The following is a 17067-nucleotide window of genomic DNA, read 5'->3' on the forward strand; positions in this document are numbered from 1 at the left end:
GGAGATGAGGGATCCCGCAGACGCCGCCGCAGTTCCAGGTTGCCAACAAGTGGCTCCCCGGAACGTCTACTGTAGTTCTGCGTGTTCGAGAGTGCAGAGGCAACTCCCGAAAACTTACACAGAACCTACTCGCCGGTTACCAGGTCAGTATATGTCCGGATCAGTGTTTGACCGGGCAGCCCGATGTCTTGTAATCAACCTGAAACTCTTTGATGCCGTTGAGCCAGCCCGAGCGAAGGCGTCGGGGATCCCCGAGCCTGGTGATGTCGGGTAGGTGATCGGCGATCGCATTGAAGATCAGATCGATTTCCAGACGGGCCAAGTTGGCGCCGATGCAGTAGTGCGCACCGGTGCCGCCGAATCCGAGGTGCGGATTGGGGTCACGCATGATGTCGAACTTCGTCGGGTTCTCGAAGACGTCCTCGTCGAAGTTGGCCGACGCGTACATCATCACGACGCGATCGCCCTTCTTGATCTTCTGTCCGCCGAGTTCGGTGTCTTCGAGCGCGGTGCGCTGGAAGGAAGTCACCGGGGTCGCCCAACGAACGATCTCGTCGGCCGCCGTCTTGGGGCGTTCCTTCTTGTACAGCTCCCACTGGTCGGGATTGTCGAGGAAGGCAACCATGCCGTGTGTGATGGCATTGCGGGTGGTCTCGTTACCCGCGACCGCAAGCAGGATCACGAAGAAGCCGAATTCCTCTGGGGAGAGCTCATTTCCGTCGATGTCAGCTTCGATGAGCTTGGTGACGATGTCATCGGCGGGACACTTCTTGCGCTGATCCGCCATCTGGTACGCGTATCCCAGAATCTCCATCGAGGCTGCCTGCGGGTCGATGTCGAACTCGGGATCGTCGTACGACGTCATCTGGTTGGACCAGTCGAAGAGCTTCATTCGATCTTCCTGCGGCACACCGAGAAGCTCGGCGATTGCCTGCAGCGGAAGTTCGGACGCGACCTGAACCACGAAGTCACCGGCACCGCCGGCAGCCGCGGTCGTGACGATCTTTTCGGCACGCTCGGTCAGTTCCTCGCGCAGGCTGTTGATGGCGCGCGGGGTGAATCCACGAGATACCAGCTTGCGCAGCTTGGTGTGCTCCGGAGCGTCCTTGTTGATGAGAATGAATCGCTGCATCTCGACGTTCTCACGCGGGATGTCGTCGGCGAAGCGAGGAATCGCAGTGTTTTCGTGGGTCGAGAAGATGTCGCTTCGCTGCGAAACTTCCTTGACCTCTTCATGACGGGTGACCACCCAGAAGCCCTCGTCCTGGAATCCACCGATTTCCGGGGGCTGCGGATTCCACCACACGGGGGCCGTCTTCCGGAGTTCGGCGAACTCCTCGAACGGCATGCGTTCCGCGTAGATGTCGGGGTCCGTGAAGTCGATTCCCTCGGGGAATGCGGGCTGTGCCACTGATGTCTCCTGCCCTAAGCCTTTTCATCACAGGGGTGATGGGGATCCGTGATGTGTAACACGTTCTACTCTCATTGAAACACAAGCCTGCTTACTAGGAAAGGAAACGTCGGCAGGTCTTGCTTCCCGCAGAGAACCTGTTCTACTTTTTCATTACAAGGAAAGGAGCCCGCTGTGGGCACACCAGTAATCGTCGAGGCTGTCCGTACACCGATCGGCAAGCGCGGAGGTTGGCTCGCCGGTCTGCACGCCGCCGAGATCCTCGGAGCTGCACAAAAGGGAGTTCTCGACCGGTCGGGAATCGACCCGTTGCTGATCGAGCAGGTGATCGGCGGCTGCGTCACCCAGGCCGGCGCTCAGTCCAACAACATCACGCGCACGGCCTGGCTGCACGCCGGACTTCCGTGGCAGACCGGCGCAACCACCGTGGACTGCCAGTGCGGTTCGGCCCAGCAGGCGAACCATCTGATCGCCGGTCTGATCGCCACCGGCGCCATCGACGCCGGTATCGCCTGCGGCATCGAAGCCATGAGCCAGGTTCCCCTCGGCGCCAACGTCGGCGATCAGGCCGGACCGCGCCGACCCGCGACGTGGGACATCGACATGCCCAACCAATTCGAAGCTGCAGAACGCATCGCGCGTCGACGCGGACTGACCCGCGACGACGTCGAAGCCCTCGGCGTCCGCTCGCAGGCGCTGGCCAAGCAGGCTTGGGAGGAAGGACGTTTCGACCGCGAGGTTCTCGAACTCTCGGCACCCCAGGTCGACAAGGAAGGAAACCTCACGGGCGAGACCAAGGTCGTCAATCGCGATCAGGGCCTGCGCGATACGACGGCGGAGTCCCTTGCCCGACTGAAGCCCGTCCTCGAAGGCGGGATTCACACGGCCGGAACGTCTTCCCAGATCTCCGACGGCGCGGCCGCAGTCCTGCTCATGGACGAGGACAAGGCTCGCGCGCTCGGATTGAAGCCGCGAGCCCGCATCATCGCCCAGGCGCTGGTCGGCTCGGAACCGGAATTCCACCTCGACGGACCGGTGCAGGCAACCAGCCGTGTCCTGGAGAAGAGCGGAATGAAGATCGGCGATCTCGATCTGTTCGAGATCAACGAAGCATTCGCATCCGTCGCACTGTCCTGGGCTCAGGTTCACGAACCTGACTTCGACAACGTCAATGTCAACGGCGGCGCGCTCGCTCTCGGCCATCCGGTCGGCAGCACGGGATCTCGCCTGATCACCACCGCACTGCACGAACTCGAGCGTCGCAACGGCTCGACGGCTCTGATCACGATGTGCGCCGGCGGCGCACTGGCCACCGGAACCATCATCGAGCGTATCTGAGATGACTACTCCCCCAGCCAAACCCAAGGGACTCGACGCTCCGGCGACGGTCAAGATCATCAAGTGGATGTCGAAGGCGAACGTCGCGATGTATCGCGCCACCGACGGGCGGCTGGGTAGCAAGTGGCGGGTCGGCAGCGCGTTCCCTCGCGGGCTGCCGATCTGCCTGCTGACCACCACCGGTCGCAAATCCGGCGAGGAGCGGATCAGTCCGTTGCTGTTCCTCGAGGACGGCGAGAACGTGATTCTGGTGGCGTCGCAAGGCGGTCTTCCGAAGAACCCGATGTGGTACCTCAACATCAAGGCAGACCCGGTGGTGACGGTGCAGATCAAGTCTCGGATCCGCTCGATGAAAGCCCGCGTCGCGACCGAGGACGAGCGTGCTCGGCTGTGGCCGATGTTGAGGGCGATGTATCCGGATTTCGACAACTATCAGGCCTGGACCGACCGGGTCATTCCCGTCATCGTGTGCGAGCCACTGAAGAATTAAACGGACTGTTTACAACAAAACGTTTACATCGACCCGGGTTCGTGCCACCCTGGGTTCATGACCGATGACCAGTTCAGACCGATCGATTCCGGCCGCGAACGCGCACATCGCGAGTACGCCGGACTCTTTCGAATCAGCGAGCGCCACGGCGCGACCCCAAGCCAGCGCGCGCGGCAATCTCATCCGGAGATGCTCGAGCCCTACGGCGCGGTGCGCGTCGTGGCTCGTCTTGCGGGTGGCACCGACACACCGCAGCCGAACGAACCCGAGGTCGACGATGCCGACGTCATGGCTGCGTTGACTCTGATCCCCAAGGCCCGAGCCGAAATGGAACAGCTGGAAGCACTGTTCCTCGGGATTGCCCGCGAACGGGGCATGACCTGGCAGGACATCGCTTTCGGACTGGGACTCGGAAGCACTCAAGCCGCCCGCCAGCGCTACGAACGGCTCGTTCGCCGCACCGGAGGCTGAACGCGTGCCATAACCGGCGAGTTGGAGCACTATTGACTCGTACGGTCCGCACGGCGTTTCGACAGAGCCTCGAACACAGCAAGGAGTCGCATATATGACGACGCATATTCAAGATCAAATCCTGGACCGACGCGAGATCACCTCAGCCCTCGTGCGTGCGCTGGAGCGTCGCCACGAGGTGCTGGACGCAGTGGTCGACAGCAAGGACCACCAGGAGGCACTGACCACCGTCGCGGAACTCCTCGGCACGTCGGAAGCAAATGCCGAAGCAGTTCTGAGCCTCAAGTTCAGCGCACTGACCAAGGCAGCGCGCGATCGCATCCAGGGCGAGCTGGAGAATCTCGACGCCACTCTCGAATGGACGACGCTCGATCGTCCCGCGAGCAGCGGGCAGAACTTCACCCTGCGTCCGTTCAGCGACAGCGCAGAAGACAAGGCACTGTTCACGATTCGCTCGGCCGAGCAGCTCGGCGAAGACGGCAAGCCGTGGAGCGAGGATCGGATCGAAGCCGAGCGCGTCGGCGGTCTCGGTCGGATCGACGACGAGAGCGCTGCCTGGTTCGTCGCCGAGGACGTCTCCGGTGACGGCCCGAAGAGCGTCGGCCTGGTATTCGGCGAACTCGACGGCCAAGAGGTGAACGTGGCGATCTGGATCGCGCCGGAATCTCGCAAGAAGGGCTACGGCACCGCCTGCGTGAAGCATTCGCGGCGCGAACTCGCAGCTGAGTTCCCCGGCACCGTCTTGGTGGTTCGGGCGCCCGCGTAGGCGGCACGCCGCCTGTGAGTGGTTGAGGAGTTCCTGCACTCCTTAACCACTCACAGGGCCGGAGGCCCTACGCCCCGTACACCGGCGTCGGAATCTCCGCCTTCTCCAACAGCGTTGCCACGACGGGCCCGATCTCCTTCGGGTCCCAGCGATCTCCCTTGTCCTCGCTCGGGCCGTGACGCCAGCCCTCCGCGACGGTGATCTTTCCGCCCTCTACCTCGAACACCCGGCCCGTGACGTCCTTGGACTCGGCGCTACCGAGCCAGACGACCAGCGGCGAGATGTTCTCGGGAGCCATGGCGTCGAAGCCCTCTTCCGGAGCTGCCATCGCTTCTGCCATCGCCCCGCCCGCGCCGACAGTCATGCGTGTGCGCGCAGCAGGCGCGATCGCGTTGACACTGACTCCGTAATTCTTGAGCTCGGCGGCGGCCTGGATGGTCATCTCGGCGATGCCGGCCTTGGCCGCGGCGTAGTTGCCCTGGCCGATCGAACCTTGCAGTCCTGCACCCGAACTGGTGTTGATGATGCGTGCGTCGACGGTCTTGCCTGCCTTGGCCTCGGCGCGCCAGTAGGCAGCTGCGTGACGGAGCGGCGCGAAGTGCCCCTTGAGGTGCACGCGAATCACCGCGTCCCACTCGCCTTCGCTCATGCCGACCAGCATGCGGTCCCGCAGGAAGCCTGCGTTGTTCACGAGTACGTCCAGGCCACCGAAGGTGTCGATCGCGGTCTTGATCAGATTCTCGGCGCCCGCCCAGTCGGCGACGTCGTCTCCGTTGACCACTGCTTGACCACCGGCGGCGATGATCTCCGCGACAACCTGCTCGGCCGGACTCTCACCGGTCGCGGAACCGTCGGCACCCGCACCGATGTCGTTGACGACGACCTTGGCGCCCTCGGCAGCAAATGCCAATGCATGCGCACGTCCGATACCGCGGCCAGCCCCGGTGATGATGACTACGCGTCCGTCGACCAATCCACTCATATTTGTCTCCTAATGCACTCTGCTCGGGCTTGTCGGCTCCGCTTGTGTGCTAACTTACCAAGCAATCGCTTGGTTTGGTACACAGACGTAAGGAATCCGGATATGGGCATCAGCACCTCCTCCGACGGAACCGGCATCACCACGGTCACCATCGACTACGCGCCGGTCAATGCAATCCCGTCCAAGGGATGGTTCGAGCTTGCCGACGCCATCCTCGACGCGGGCAAGGATCTCAACACTCACGTAGTGATCCTGCGAGCCGAGGGACGCGGATTCAACGCCGGCGTCGACATCAAGGAGATGCAGGCCACCGAGGGATTCGACGCGCTGGTCGCCGCCAACCGCGGTTGCGCCGCGGCCTTCGCGGCCGTCTACGACTGTGCTGTACCCGTCGTCGTGGCCGTCAACGGATTCTGTGTCGGCGGCGGCATCGGACTCGTCGGCAACGCGGACGTGATCGTCGCTTCCGACGACGCGATCTTCTCCCTCCCCGAGGTCGACCGCGGCGCACTCGGCGCTGCCACACACCTCTCGAGGCTGGTGCCACAGCACATGATGCGCACGCTCTACTACACCGCACAGAGCGTCGACGCACACACACTCAAGCAGTTCGGCAGCGTCTACGACGTGGTCCCGCGCGAGAAGCTCGACGAGTGCGCTCGCGAGATCGCCGCGAAGATCGCTGCCAAGGACACCCGCATCATCCGGTGCGCCAAGGAAGCCATCAACGGCATCGACCCGGTGGACGTCAAGGGCAGCTACCGCCTCGAGCAGGGCTACACCTTCGAACTCAACCTCCTCGGCGTGTCCGACGAACACCGCGACGAGTTCGTCGCCACCGGCAAGCCGCGCGAGAACGCAACCCAGAAGGAAGGCTGAGACAAACATGGCTAGCAAGCGTGACAAGACGAAGTCGCTCGACGAGGTAGTCGGCGAACTCCGCAGCGGAATGACGATCGGCTTGGGCGGCTGGGGATCTCGCCGCAAGCCGATGGCCTTCGTGCGTGCGATTCTGCGTTCGGACATCAAGGACCTGACCGTGGTCACCTACGGCGGACCGGATCTCGGACTGCTGTGCTCGGCCGGCAAGGTCAAGAAGGCGTACTACGGTTTCGTGTCCCTCGACTCCGCGCCGTTCTACGACCCGTGGTTTGCCAAGGCACGCACCGCCGGTGAGATCGAAGTCCGCGAGATGGACGAGGGCATGGTCAAGTGCGGCCTCGAAGCAGCTGCCGCTCGCCTTCCCTTCCTCCCGATCCGCGCCGGCTTGGGTTCGGACGTCCGCAACTTCTGGGGCGACGAACTCAAGACCGTCACCTCCCCGTACCCCGAGGCCGACGGCCGCTCCGAGACCTTGATCGCGATGCCTGCGCTCAACCTCGATGCGTCGTTCGTTCACCTCAATCTCGGTGACAAGCACGGCAATGCCGCGTACAACGGCGTCGACCCGTACTTCGACGACCTGTACTGCATGGCGGCCGAAAAGCGTTACGTCTCCGTCGAACGCATCGTCGAGACCGAGGAACTGGTCAAATCCGTTCCACTGCAGAACCTTCTGCTCAACCGCATTATGGTCGACGCCGTCGTCGAGGCACCCAATGGTGCGCACTTCACGTTGGCCGGCGAAAGCTACGGCCGCGACGAGAAGTTCCAGCGTCACTACGCCGAGTCCGCCAAGACCCCCGAGTCGTGGCAGGCGTTCGTCGACACCTTCCTCTCCGGCAGCGAAGAGGACTACCAAGCCGCAGTAAAGAAGTTTGCCGATTCATCAAAGGCAGGGGAGCAGGCAAAATGAGCGAATCCACCGTCACCCGCGCAGAGTACGTTGTTCTCGCTTGCGCTGAAATCTTCTCCGGTGCAGGCGAAATCATGGCCAGCCCGATGTCGACGTCGTCCACCATCGGCGCTCGCCTGGCTCGACTCACCACCGAACCCGACCTGCTGATCACCGATGGTGAAGCCCTCATTCTCGAGGACACTCCGGCCGTCGGAACGAAGGGCCCCGTCGAAGGATGGATGCCGTTCCGCAAGGTGTTCGACGTCGTCGCTTCCGGCCGTCGCCACGTTGTCATGGGCGCCAATCAGCTCGATCGCCACGGCAACCAGAACCTCTCCGCCTTCGGCCCGCTTCAGCAGCCGACGCGTCAGATGTTCGGTGTGCGCGGCGCCCCGGGTAACACCATCAACCACGCGACGAGCTACTTCGTCCCCAAGCACTCCAAGCGAGTGTTCGTCGACAAGGTCGACGTGGTGTGCGGTGTCGGCTACGACCAGATCGATCCCGAGAATCCGGCTTACAAGTACCTGAACATCCCCCGCGTTGTCACCAACCTCGGTGTCTTCGACTTCGGCGGACCGGGAAACACTTTCCGCGCGTTGAGCCTTCACCCCGGCGTCACCGCCGAAGAGGTAGCCGAGAACACCTCGTTCGAGGTTGCCGGACTCGCCGAGGCCGGTATCACCCGTGACCCCACCGCCGAAGAACTTCACCTCATCCGCGAAACCCTCGATCCGCGCAACCTCCGGGACCGTGAGGTCTCGGCATGACCCCCACCCTGAAGACCGCGCTGACCGAACTGGTCGGTGTCGAGTACCCGATCGTGCAGACGGGTATGGGCTGGGTTTCCGGTCCCGCTCTCACGTCGGCAACGGCTAACGCCGGTGGTCTCGGCATCCTGGCTTCGGCCACGATGACGTACGACGAGCTCGAGCACGCGATCAAGAAGACGAAGCAGCTCACGGACAAGCCGTTCGGCGTCAACATGCGTGCCGACGCCACTGACGCCCCGCAACGCGCGGATCTGCTGATCCGTGAAGGCGTCAAGGTCGCGTCGTTTGCGTTGGCTCCCAAGAAGGAACTGATCGCCAAGCTCAAGGACCACGGCATCGTCGTCGTGCCCTCGATCGGTGCCGCGAAGCACGCGGTCAAGGTTGCATCCTGGGGCGCGGACGCCGTCATCGTCCAGGGCGGCGAAGGTGGTGGCCATACCGGCGGTGTGGCCACGACATTGCTTCTCCCCTCGGTTCTCGACGCGGTCGATATTCCGGTCATCGCCGGTGGCGGATTCTTCGACGGCCGCGGGCTGGCTGCCGCACTGGCGTACGGCGCTGCCGGTGTCGCGATGGGAACGCGATTCCTTCTCACCAGCGACTCTTCGGTGCCCGATTCCGTCAAACAGGAGTATCTCAAGCGCGGACTGACGGATACGACTGTCTCCCGCAAGGTCGACGGCATGCCTCATCGTGTGCTCAACACCGACCTGGTCAACAGCCTCGAAGGTTCCAGCTATGCAACCGGTTTGATCGCCGCGGCCAAGAATGCCACGAAGTTCAAGGCCATGACGGGCATGAAGTGGTCGACCCTCGCCAAGGACGGTCTCGCGATGAAGCGGTCGGGTGACCGCACGCTGATGCAGATCATCATGGCAGCCAACACACCGATGTTGCTCAAGGCCGGACTGGTCGAGGGCAACACGGAAGCCGGTGTTCTTGCTTCGGGTCAGGTTGTCGGCATGATCAACGATCTGCCCAGCTGCAAGGAACTGATCGAAAGCATCATGGAAGGTGCCGCGGGGCGTATCGACGCGCTTGCGGCTCTTCGCTGACACAGCTCTATCCGAGTGCGTCTCCCCCACTGCGCTTTACGCGTAGTGGGGGGAGGCGCACTCTTTGCGTTTGTCGGACTACCCCGTATTCTCCTGCTCGAACCCGTCGATCATTCCGAAATACTGCGAGATCGCTGCTGCCGCCATCTGTACGGGAGCGGCGTTCCGCTTGTCTATCGTGCCGCGAATCAAGGGCCCACAAATCGAGAGACCTACTGGCATGTGGTCGAGCACCCCGATTCGCGCACCGATACAGCCCATCCCGGAATTGCAGATTCCGAACGCAACTGAGTGTTGGCGAACGCCATTGGCGTTGTGCGACGATGCCACCGATCTGTTGCCGGCGCTCAACAGTGACTTCCCGATGGTCGACGCTTGCGCTGGGATACGTGAGCCGACGCGAGTCTAAAGGTCGGGGACCATCAGGCTCCCGATCTTCTGGATGTAGCGCACATGGTTTCCTTCCAACACCCCGAGGTGCACGGCGTGTCCAGTCACGAAATGTAATTGCTGAAGTAGGGGCGTAACCACTCGATCCACTTTGTTTCGATACAGCGAGAGCGCGCCCAGATCTCCTAGCTTGTCGCCTATCTCGTACTCGAGTCCTTCGCGGCGTAGCCAGTTCATCCTCACGAGTTTCAGTAGCATCCGGTGCACGGACGATCGCGGAATCCCGGTTCGGCGCGCCACCTCCCCCAATGTCAGCCGAGGCGCGTCACGAAAGCAGTCCACCACCACCGACAGTCTGTCGAGAGTTGACATGGGGATGGACTCTTCGGTGATCGGTCCGACCAACATCGATGTCTCCGTTCCGGTGGCCCGCCGCTTCGGCAGCCAACATTCGTTCCGCCCATCTGAGCTTCCGTGGACACACGACGCCAGTACGTTTCCCACGCAGCGGGAGATGCATCTGCATGGGCTCTCACCAGCACCTATACCGATGATCGGTCATGTTCGTTGAGCCCGAATCCATCCCTCGTCACAGTGATGACCGGAGCCCATCAGATCATGCGGCGCCGAGCATAACGCTTCAAAATCAGGAGGACACATGAATGCTTCATCCCCGTCGACAGGCGTGATCATCACCGGCGGCGCATCCGGAATCGGATTGGCCTCCGCCCGCGCGCTCGCGGCGATCCGACGACCAGTCGCTCTCTGGGATATCGACGAGGCAAAAGCGGTCGATCAGGCAGCAGTGATCTCCTCCGAATTCGGCATCGACGCCATCGGAGTGGGAATCGATCTCACGAGAGCGGACGACTACGCGGCCGCATTGGCCACAACCCGTTCCTCACTTCCCTCCATCGGCGGACTTGTTCACTCCGCCGGGGTCGTCGATATCGGATCCCTCGAAGGAGTGACGCTCGACGTGTGGGAGACGGGTATCAACACCCATCTACGTCCGCTCATCCTGTTGGTTCAACAGTTGATGCCTGATTTCACGGCCAATCCCGGTTCGGCAATAGTCGGAATCGCTTCGATCAACGCAACTTTGGGCAATGCAATCAACCCTGTCTACTCCGCTGCAAAGGGTGGGATGTTGTCGATGGTCCGATCGCTGGCGGACCGACTGGGCCCGGACGGCATTCGGATCAACTGCGTCTCTCCCGGACAGATTCTGACCCCTCTGCTTCAGCCGACCGTAGACGCATTGGGTGACGGGGCATTCGAACGACGCATCCTCCTCGGCAGGCTCGGTCGCCCGGAGGAAATCGCACACGCTGTCCGCTTCCTGCTGTCCGACGAAGCAAGTTACATCACCGCAACGGAATTGGTTGTCGACGGCGGCAACATCTCGTCGCAGCGTATGTGACTTGCCCAAAGATTTACCCCCCTTCGACTGTCGTACAACGTCGCTCGGTCCAGCCCACCGGGTGCACTCACGAAAGGAAGAACATGACAATTGCGGATGTCAATGAATCGGAAGAGGTTCGCATCATCGACCAGGGAGAACCTCCCACTCGATTTGCCCGCGGATGGCACTGCCTCGGCCTCGCCAAGGACTACAGCGACGGGAACCCGCATTCCGTCGAAGCTTTCGGTACCAAACTGGTCGTCTTCTCCGACTCGCATGGCGAACTGAAGATCCTCGACGCGTACTGCCGTCACATGGGCGGCGACCTGAGTCAGGGCACGGTCAAGGGCGATTCGATCGCGTGCCCCTTCCACGACTGGAGGTGGGGAGGCAACGGTAAGTGCACCGCGATTCCCTATGCTCGACGTGTCCCCCCGCTTGCCAAGACCCGCGCTTGGACTGCGCTCGAACAAGACGGGCTGCTCTTCGTCTGGCACGACCCCGAAGGCAATCCGCCTCCTGCCGAAGTCGCCATACCGATCATCAAGTCTGCGGAGCACGAGTGGACCGATTGGGTCTGGAAGTCGATAGTCATCGATACGAACTGCCGAGAAATCGTCGACAACGTCGTTGACATGGCGCACTTCTTCTACGTGCACTTCTCGTTCCCCACCTATTTCAAGAACGTCTTCGAAGGACACGTCGCCATCCAGGAGCAGAGCGGCATCAACCGCGACGACATCGTGACCTGGACCGACCCCGACGTACCGAAGTTGGTGTCGAATCTTTCGACAGCGGCCTACCACGGACCGTCGTTCATGATCGACGACTTGCGCTACGTCTACGAGAACTTCACGACCGATTCGGTGCTGATCAACTGCCACTACCCGGTGAGCCCGAACAAATTCGTACTCATGTACGGCATTACCGTCCAGAAGTCCGCAGAGATGCCCGCCGAGTTCGCCGATCAACTTGTCGACGCGATGATCGGATACATCGGTGTCGGGTTCGAGCAGGACATCGAGATCTGGAAGAACAAGACCCGCATCGACAATCCGCTGCTCTGCACCGAGGACGGTCCGGTATACCAAGTGAGGCGGTGGTATGAACAGTTCTACGTGGACGTCGCCGACGTCACGCCCGAGATGGTCGACCGTTTCGAATTCGAGATGGACACAAGCAAACCCATCGAAGTGTGGAAGCAGGAAGTCGCTGACAACATCGCACGCAGGGCCGCCGCAGGAGTAGGGCAATGACCATGGAACCGCTGGACTGCGAGCGGTGCGGAACATACGTCCTCGTGGAGAAGAACAGCTGGCATCACACGTCGACCCAGTGGCGATCAGATTCGCGCACGGCATGTTTGGAGTACCGCGACGATGCTGAACCGCCGAGAATTCGATCCGGAAGTTGTTCCGCATTGAGAAATTCCATCAATCAGGCAGCTACCGACGGACGCATAACAGTTCCCGAATGACAATCGTCCTCGCGACCTTAAGGCTCACGTCATAGCGGCGGCCAACTGCTGAGACAACGTACCTTTGTTCTCCACCTCGACGGTGTCGCAGCCCTGCCAACGCGCAGTTCTCCGAAGGAGTTCCGCCAACCGCGGCGCAGTGTCGGCGTCCGCGGTGGGTTCGGCCCACGCCGCGCGGACAAGCAGTCGACGGTTCTGACGGTCGTTCTTCAGATCGACTCGGGCGCAGATCTTGTCGTCGATCAACACCGGGAGCACGTAGTATCCGTGAACTCGCTTGTGCGCCGGAGTGTAGATCTCGATCCGGTAGTGAAAGTCGAAGAGCCGCAACGCTCGATCGCGTGCCCACACTACCGGGTCGAAGGGTGACAACAGCGCATCCGCACGGATGGACCTGGGACGCTTCGCTCGCGGATCGATCCACACCTCCCTTGCCTTGCCTCGACGCTCCCAGCCGTCGACGGACACCCGGCGCACGCTGCCGGCGTCTTCGAGTTCCTGCAAGGCCGTTCGTGCTTCTGCGCTGGGCAGACGAAAGTAGTCGGCGATGTCGTCGAGGGTGCCGAGACCGTGTGCCTTCACACCCCGCAGCACCAGTTCGCGTATCGCCTCCGACCGCTCGACGTGTGCGTCGAGTATCTCGGGTGCAAGCATCTGCTCGGCCAGGCCGTAACGACGCTCGAAACCGGCGCGCCCCGCCGAGACCACCTCGCCCCAACGGAACAGCGTCTCGAGCCCGACCTTCACGTCGGACCACCCCCACCACGGACCGCGCCGCGTGTTCGCCTCGTGTTCGATCTCGCTCGCCGCCATCGGACCGTTGTCGCGCAACTCCTGCCGCAACCAATCGAGGAAGACGCGCCGATCGGAAGCCCACCCGTCCTTGTCACTCAACGCTTTGGCGCGAAACTGGTCCATCCGCCAGCGGAACAACGGCCACATGTCCACCGGCAAGAACGTTGCTTCGTGACCCCAGTATTCGAGGTATCCCGAACCGGGGGTGAAGGCAAGCTGATCGAGTCTGGATTTGTCGTATGCGCCCAATCGCGCATAAATGGGTAGGTAGTGACTGCGTTCGAAGACATTGACCGAGTCGATCTGCAGCACCTGCAGCCGGTCCATCACGCCGACCAGATTGCGACGCGTCACCGTCGTGGGATGCGATTTGCCGAATCCCTGAGCGGCAAGCGCTATGCGACGGGCAGCTGCCAGTGACACGACTTCGCTCATAGTGGGCCAGACTACGCACACCCACCGACACGCTTCAGGCGGCCGAAGCCCGACGGCCGAACAGTACTGCCGACATGAACACCTGCAACCTGGCCGCGTTCTCTGCGGCAGCGTCGAACTTCATCATGCGGCCGACATCCGGGACCAGGTTGAGCGCAGCATGAACTACGAACTTCGCCTCTACTGCCGACAGCTCAGGACGAATCTCGCCGAGCACTCGCGCCCATTCGACCACGTAAAGCTTCTGGCGATTCTTCAGATCGCTTCGATGACTCGGCAGAAGGTTGTTCATCTCGGAGAAGTAGACCGACATCAATTCGTGCTGTGCAAACGACAACTCCACGTACATCGCCGACAGTGACCGGAGCACTTGTTCGTGCGAAGTCGCGGAGTCGAAGACCGCTGCCGTCGCCAAGTCCAAGCGATCTGCAGCTCGATAGAACACGGCGCCGAGAAGCTCTGCCTTGCTGGGAAAGTAGCGGTACATACCGGATGCGTTCAAGCCGGCGGCCGCGGCGATCTCTTCGATGCTGACGTCGTGATACCCGCGAGAGTCGAAGAGGCGCACGGCTTCCTGCAAGAGACGTTCACGTTTGTTCGTGGTCACGGTTCGAGGTAACGAGGACTGCTCCAAGCGGCTAGCGGTGATTGCAGCCTCACCTTGATCTATCGCCAGACACGCGTCGAGCAGAACCTTCTCCATCGCTCGCTGGGGCAGCAACAGGTTATGGACGGTGATACTGCCGATGACGCTGAACATCGCTGCCACGACAAGGGTCTCGTCCCTCGCCGTCATCGCGGGTTCGGAGCGCGAAAGATACCGGGCTACTCGGCGATTGACCGTACTGGCTTGCGCTCGAACGGATTTCCGATCATCGGTGTCGAGAAACCGGCTCTCCCAACGATAGATTCCGGCCGTACGCCGATTGCGGATCGTCGTTCGTATCACTGCAATCAGATCTTCGCGCAACCGCTGCGCATCGGTTGCCGCAGGCGCAACCGAAACGGCATCGAGGGCACTGGCGAGCGCTCCGGTCAACTCCAGTGCCGCGTGGCGGAACATCGCGTACTTGTTCGGAAAGTGCCGATAGAGCGCCGAACCCGAAATACCGACCGCCGACGCGATGTCGTCGACACTGACAGCAGGATATCCGCGCTCACTGAACGCGATTGCCGCTGCAGCCGCGATCTGCGCCTTGCGGTCCTTCGGTCGCCTCTTGACGGAGTCGGACCTCGGCTGCCGAACAATCCCATTCGACGTCTGCGCGTCGACGAACTGATCGTTCAGGCTCACCGTGTACCCCACTCTCCAGCCCTCACGCACGAAGCACTTCGATCCGCCTGCTCATCAGACGAGAATCAGCATAAGCATGATTCTGAAAACTCGTACACCGATTTCAGCACATCGCGCGTCTAGAGTTTCATACATGCAGGTAACGCTGCCTTTGATCAGAACATACCACTCGCCCTTCGCCACCTCCCCCGTTGCTTCCACTGAGAATCTTCGTTAACAAAACGTTGCCTGTGGCCACCAGCAGTGGGTAGGGTCACCGCTCGAAGCATCCAGCCCGCATCCACGAAGCAATCCGACTGACAGATTCGGAATATTCGTAAACATACACAGGATGTCGATATGAACAGTTCCGATATCTCCACGTCAATGAAGGAAACTCGGTCAACAGGGCTGACAGTTCGATGAGAATTTCGGTTCACATAATGCTTGCTTGGACACATATATGTGTGAGATGCTTCACAGGCAGTTCGCTCGACCGCCAGCGCTCGAACAGTTCGAACTCCGTGCCGAACACTGTTGATCTGCAAAGGAATTCAATTAGATGACGTACGAGCTGCCAGCCGCGAAGGGCCCGGTGCGAGACGTAGCGTTACAGGGGGGCTATCTGATCGGATTCTCGGTTCAGGCACTCTTCGGCCTGTTCACGGCAATCCTGCGCAGACGACTCTCATTGCACGAGACGGTTACTCAGACCCTGTTCATCGGTCGCGTCAGCACCGGCCCGTCGCTGCTTCTCATGATTCCGATCGGTGTATTCATCGCCGTCTCGGTCGGTGAACTGGCCGGCCGGATCGGAGCCGGTGGATATTCCGGAGCTGTCGTAGCTTTCATCATCGTCGGTCAGGCCGCGGCGCTGGTGTGCGCGTTGATGATGGCCGGTGTCGCAGGATCGGCGATCTGCACGGATTTGGGTTCACGAAAGATCCGGGAAGAGATCGACGCGATGGAAGTGATGGGCATCGACGTGATCGAGCGCCTCGTCGCACCGAGATTGGTTGCGGCAGTGATCGTCTCCCTTGCACTGTGTTCGATGGTCACCTTCGGCGGTGTGATCGCGTGCTACCTGTACCACATCTACGTCCAGCATCTTCCGGCCGGAACGTTCATGGCAACGTTCAGTCAGTACGGGCGATCTTCCGACTTCGTCATGGCTTTGGTGAAGGCTGCGGTCTTCGGCATCGCTTCGACTTTGGTCGCCACCTTCAAAGGTCTACATGCAAAAGGTGGCCCACGCGGCGTTGCCGACGCAGTCAACGAAGCCGTGGTCATCGCGTTCGCGCTCGTCTTCATCGTGAACACAGTGTTGTCCGCGCTCTACACCGTAATCGTCCCGGCAGTCGGTGAATTCTGATGTCGCTCGTCGATCTCCGTGTTCGAGCACGTCAAGCGAGCAGACCCCTGCGAACCGCGGGCGACGGCCTCGTCTCCCTCGGTCAGCACGTCACTTTCTACGTCCGCACTATCGCATCGATCCCCTTTGCGCTCACCAAGTACCGCAAGCATGTACTCGGTCAGATCAGCGAGGTCAGCTTCGGCACGAACTCCTTGTTGTCCGGCGGCGGCACCATCGGGATCGTCTTCGCGATGTCGCTGGCCGCGGCGATGATGTTGGGCGTCGAGACCCACCGGGGCCTCGAGCTTGTCGGGATGACCTCGCTCTCCGGCATGCTGTCCGCGGTTGCCAACACCCGTGAACTGGCCCCTGTTGTCGTCGCGATCGCGTTGGCCGCCAAGGTCGGAACGGGTTTCACCGCCCAGATCGGGGCCATGCGTATCTCCGACGAAATCGACGCGCTGGACTCGATGGCGATCCGATCGATCCCCTTCCTCGCGGGTACCCGGGTGATCGCTGCCATGATCTGTGTCATCCCGATCTACATGATCGGACTCCTGGCCAGTTACCTCTCGACCCGACTGGTCGTCGTGTTCTTCAACGGCGCATCGGCAGGTACTTACGACTACTTCTTCCATCTGGCGATCTCTCCGCAGGATCTCCTGTACTCGGGTCTCAAGGCCGTGGTGTTCGCCGCTGTTGTCGCGCTGGTTCACTGCGCGTACGGCTACTATGCCTCCGGTGGTCCGGCCGGCGTCGGGCAAGCGGCCGGGCGCGCGCTCCGGACTGCGATCCTCGCGATCGGAATCCTCGACGTACTGATGACTTTCGCGCTGTGGGGCCTCGTGCCCCAGATCCCGGGAATGGGGGTCTGA

17 protein-coding genes are annotated in these 17067 nt (G+C 61.5%); 12 read left to right on the forward strand and 5 right to left on the reverse strand.

Features of this window, described 5'->3' with window-relative positions; translation table 11 throughout:
* Positions 1-160 precede the first annotated feature (160 nt).
* Complete coding sequence (locus M1L53_RS04945; protein ID WP_007734267.1) at positions 161-1411, reverse strand: cytochrome P450; 1251 nt, start codon at positions 1409-1411, stop codon at positions 161-163.
* A 174-nt stretch (positions 1412-1585) separates the two neighbouring features.
* On the opposite strand from M1L53_RS04945, the gene M1L53_RS04950 reads away from it, so the two are divergent.
* From M1L53_RS04950 to M1L53_RS04965, 4 genes are all read left to right on the forward strand, one after another.
* Positions 1586-2749: a steroid 3-ketoacyl-CoA thiolase gene (locus M1L53_RS04950; protein ID WP_003945509.1), complete on the forward strand. Its 1164-nt coding sequence runs from the start codon at positions 1586-1588 to the stop codon at positions 2747-2749.
* Between the two features lies 1 nt (position 2750).
* A complete protein-coding gene (locus M1L53_RS04955; RefSeq protein WP_054188074.1) occupies positions 2751-3239 on the forward strand; it encodes a nitroreductase family deazaflavin-dependent oxidoreductase in 489 nt (162 codons plus the stop codon).
* 57 nt (positions 3240-3296) lie between these two features.
* On the forward strand, positions 3297-3710 hold the full coding sequence (locus M1L53_RS04960; protein ID WP_007734258.1) for a hypothetical protein: 414 nt from the start codon (positions 3297-3299) through the stop codon (positions 3708-3710).
* Between the two features lie 94 nt (positions 3711-3804).
* Positions 3805-4476, forward strand: a complete 672-nt coding sequence (locus M1L53_RS04965) for a GNAT family N-acetyltransferase (protein WP_003945460.1) — start codon at positions 3805-3807, stop codon at positions 4474-4476.
* Positions 4477-4543: 67 nt separating this feature from the next.
* On the opposite strand, the gene M1L53_RS04970 is transcribed toward M1L53_RS04965, so the two are convergent.
* The gene (locus M1L53_RS04970; protein WP_003945561.1) at positions 4544-5458 is read right to left on the reverse strand and encodes an SDR family oxidoreductase; all 915 of its coding nucleotides are present in this window, start codon (positions 5456-5458) and stop codon (positions 4544-4546) included.
* Between the two features lie 102 nt (positions 5459-5560).
* Between M1L53_RS04970 and echA20 the strand changes: the two genes are divergently transcribed.
* Genes echA20 through M1L53_RS04990 form a run of 4 tightly spaced genes read left to right on the forward strand, consistent with a single transcriptional unit; the run spans position 5561 to position 9063 of the window.
* Entirely contained in the window at positions 5561-6337 is a 777-nt protein-coding gene (echA20, locus tag M1L53_RS04975; RefSeq protein WP_003945611.1) for a (7aS)-7a-methyl-1,5-dioxo-2,3,5,6,7,7a-hexahydro-1H-indene-carboxyl-CoA hydrolase, read from the forward strand.
* Between the two features lie 7 nt (positions 6338-6344).
* Positions 6345-7253 carry a cholesterol ring-cleaving hydrolase subunit IpdA gene (gene ipdA / locus M1L53_RS04980; RefSeq protein ID WP_054188073.1) on the forward strand — a complete coding sequence of 303 codons (909 nt, stop codon included), beginning with the start codon at positions 6345-6347 and terminating at the stop codon, positions 7251-7253.
* A complete protein-coding gene (locus tag M1L53_RS04985) occupies positions 7250-8005 on the forward strand; it encodes a CoA-transferase subunit beta (protein WP_003945796.1) in 756 nt (251 codons plus the stop codon). The genes ipdA and M1L53_RS04985 overlap by 4 nt, the downstream gene beginning before the upstream one ends.
* On the forward strand, positions 8002-9063 hold the full coding sequence (locus M1L53_RS04990) for a nitronate monooxygenase family protein (RefSeq protein ID WP_007734249.1): 1062 nt from the start codon (positions 8002-8004) through the stop codon (positions 9061-9063). Before M1L53_RS04985 ends, M1L53_RS04990 begins: the two co-directional genes overlap by 4 nt.
* A 405-nt stretch (positions 9064-9468) precedes the next feature.
* Here the strand turns inward: M1L53_RS04990 and M1L53_RS04995 are convergent, their stop codons facing one another.
* Positions 9469-9861 carry a helix-turn-helix domain-containing protein gene (locus M1L53_RS04995; RefSeq protein ID WP_232319062.1) on the reverse strand — a complete coding sequence of 131 codons (393 nt, stop codon included), beginning with the start codon at positions 9859-9861 and terminating at the stop codon, positions 9469-9471.
* A 250-nt stretch (positions 9862-10111) separates the two neighbouring features.
* Here M1L53_RS04995 and M1L53_RS05000 point away from each other — a divergent pair, with 250 nt between their 5' ends.
* Both M1L53_RS05000 and M1L53_RS05005 read left to right on the forward strand, forming a co-directional pair.
* The gene (locus M1L53_RS05000; protein ID WP_007734247.1) at positions 10112-10876 is read left to right on the forward strand and encodes an SDR family NAD(P)-dependent oxidoreductase; all 765 of its coding nucleotides are present in this window, start codon (positions 10112-10114) and stop codon (positions 10874-10876) included.
* A gap of 83 nt (positions 10877-10959) precedes the next feature.
* On the forward strand, positions 10960-12114 hold the full coding sequence (locus M1L53_RS05005; protein WP_054188072.1) for a Rieske 2Fe-2S domain-containing protein: 1155 nt from the start codon (positions 10960-10962) through the stop codon (positions 12112-12114).
* A 245-nt stretch (positions 12115-12359) separates the two neighbouring features.
* Here M1L53_RS05005 and M1L53_RS05010 read toward each other — a convergent pair whose 3' ends face one another.
* The gene (locus M1L53_RS05010; protein WP_054188071.1) at positions 12360-13565 is read right to left on the reverse strand and encodes a winged helix-turn-helix domain-containing protein; all 1206 of its coding nucleotides are present in this window, start codon (positions 13563-13565) and stop codon (positions 12360-12362) included.
* 34 nt (positions 13566-13599) lie between these two features.
* Positions 13600-14859, reverse strand: a complete 1260-nt coding sequence (locus M1L53_RS05015) for a TetR/AcrR family transcriptional regulator (RefSeq protein WP_230691623.1) — start codon at positions 14857-14859, stop codon at positions 13600-13602.
* Between the two features lie 541 nt (positions 14860-15400).
* Between M1L53_RS05015 and M1L53_RS05020 the strand changes: the two genes are divergently transcribed.
* Together M1L53_RS05020 and M1L53_RS05025 are read left to right on the forward strand one after the other, a co-directional pair.
* Complete coding sequence (locus M1L53_RS05020; protein ID WP_003945485.1) at positions 15401-16210, forward strand: ABC transporter permease; 810 nt, start codon at positions 15401-15403, stop codon at positions 16208-16210.
* Complete coding sequence (locus M1L53_RS05025; protein WP_003945491.1) at positions 16210-17067, forward strand: ABC transporter permease; 858 nt, start codon at positions 16210-16212, stop codon at positions 17065-17067. The genes M1L53_RS05020 and M1L53_RS05025 overlap by 1 nt, the downstream gene beginning before the upstream one ends.

This window comes from Rhodococcus sp. T9N (genome assembly GCF_024436645.1).
GTDB classification, from domain to species: domain Bacteria; phylum Actinomycetota; class Actinomycetes; order Mycobacteriales; family Mycobacteriaceae; genus Rhodococcus_F; species Rhodococcus_F qingshengii.

Excerpts from the sequence above, each read along its gene's own strand:
- M1L53_RS04955 (WP_054188074.1), top strand. The coding sequence starts at position 2,751 with ATGACTACTCCCCCAGCCAAACCCAAGGGACTCGACGCTCCGGCGACG.
- M1L53_RS04960 (WP_007734258.1), top strand. The coding sequence starts at position 3,297 with ATGACCGATGACCAGTTCAGACCGATCGATTCCGGCCGCGAACGCGCA.
- M1L53_RS04965 (WP_003945460.1), top strand. The coding sequence starts at position 3,805 with ATGACGACGCATATTCAAGATCAAATCCTGGACCGACGCGAGATCACC.
- M1L53_RS04970 (WP_003945561.1), bottom strand. The coding sequence starts at position 5,458 with ATGAGTGGATTGGTCGACGGACGCGTAGTCATCATCACCGGGGCTGGC.
- echA20 (WP_003945611.1), top strand. The coding sequence starts at position 5,561 with ATGGGCATCAGCACCTCCTCCGACGGAACCGGCATCACCACGGTCACC.
- ipdA (WP_054188073.1), top strand. The coding sequence starts at position 6,345 with ATGGCTAGCAAGCGTGACAAGACGAAGTCGCTCGACGAGGTAGTCGGC.
- M1L53_RS04985 (WP_003945796.1), top strand. The coding sequence starts at position 7,250 with ATGAGCGAATCCACCGTCACCCGCGCAGAGTACGTTGTTCTCGCTTGC.
- M1L53_RS04990 (WP_007734249.1), top strand. The coding sequence starts at position 8,002 with ATGACCCCCACCCTGAAGACCGCGCTGACCGAACTGGTCGGTGTCGAG.
- M1L53_RS04995 (WP_232319062.1), bottom strand. The coding sequence starts at position 9,861 with ATGTTGGTCGGACCGATCACCGAAGAGTCCATCCCCATGTCAACTCTC.
- M1L53_RS05000 (WP_007734247.1), top strand. The coding sequence starts at position 10,112 with ATGAATGCTTCATCCCCGTCGACAGGCGTGATCATCACCGGCGGCGCA.
- M1L53_RS05005 (WP_054188072.1), top strand. The coding sequence starts at position 10,960 with ATGACAATTGCGGATGTCAATGAATCGGAAGAGGTTCGCATCATCGAC.
- M1L53_RS05010 (WP_054188071.1), bottom strand. The coding sequence starts at position 13,565 with ATGAGCGAAGTCGTGTCACTGGCAGCTGCCCGTCGCATAGCGCTTGCC.
- M1L53_RS05020 (WP_003945485.1), top strand. The coding sequence starts at position 15,401 with ATGACGTACGAGCTGCCAGCCGCGAAGGGCCCGGTGCGAGACGTAGCG.
- M1L53_RS05025 (WP_003945491.1), top strand. The coding sequence starts at position 16,210 with ATGTCGCTCGTCGATCTCCGTGTTCGAGCACGTCAAGCGAGCAGACCC.